Genomic DNA, 859 nt, shown 5'->3' on the forward strand with positions numbered 1-859 from the left:
CCGACACCGAAGCGGTGCCGGTGAAGGCATCATTCGCGGTGAAGGTGGCGGTCCAGTGGGTGGCATCCACCTGGGTCAGGCCAGTGACGGTACCGCCCACGGCGCTGATGTCGGCGGCGGTGAAGCCGACCGGAGCTTCGGAGAAGCTGAAGGTGACGGTGGAGACCTTGTCGGCGACGTTGAGGGCCGCATCGACGATATCGACGCTGACCGTGGGCGCGCCGGTGTTGACCGAATAGCCCTCGGTGTCGGTGGCCGATGCGCTGTTGCCGGCGGCATCGGTCGTGCTGACGGAGGCCTGAATGGTGGCGTCGCTGTCGGCCACGAGATCCGCGCCCGGCACAGCGATGCTGAAGCCGAGCACACCGGCGGTGCTGACGACGGTGCCACTGAAGTCCTTGCCATTGACGGTGAGGGTGACGGTGTCGCCCACCTTGGCGTCGCCACCGACCACACCGGTGATCGCGATCGACTGACCGGCTTCCGTGGCGTTGATGATGTCGTCCGGCGTGATGTTGGCATCGAGGGTGATGGTCGGCACCGGAGCTGCGGTATCGACCGGCACGGAGTCTGTGCCTGCCGTGCCGGCATTGCCGGCGGCATTGGTGTAGGAGCCTGCAGCAACCGACACCGAAGCGGTGCCGGTGAAGGCATCATTCGCGGTGAAGGTGGCGGTAAAGACCTTCGGATCGGCGGTGGCGGTGAGCCCCGAGATCGTACCGCCCACAGCGCTGATGTCCGCAGCGGTGAAGCCGACCGGGGCTTCGGAGAAGCTGAAGGTGACGGTGGAGACCTTGTCGGCGACGTTGAGGGCCGCATCGACGATATCGACGGTGACCGTGGGGGCTCCAGTGTTGAC

Annotated in this window: 1 protein-coding gene; it reads right to left on the bottom strand. The window is 66.2% G+C overall.

Going from position 1 to position 859, the window contains the following annotated elements; translation table 11 throughout:
• Window positions 1-859: Ig-like domain-containing protein (locus HJ583_RS18895; protein WP_217423516.1), on the bottom strand; the 859-nt coding region annotated here is incomplete at both ends.

Origin of the sequence: Uliginosibacterium aquaticum (assembly GCF_012972705.2) — a bacterium.
Classification (GTDB): domain Bacteria; phylum Pseudomonadota; class Gammaproteobacteria; order Burkholderiales; family Rhodocyclaceae; genus Uliginosibacterium; species Uliginosibacterium aquaticum.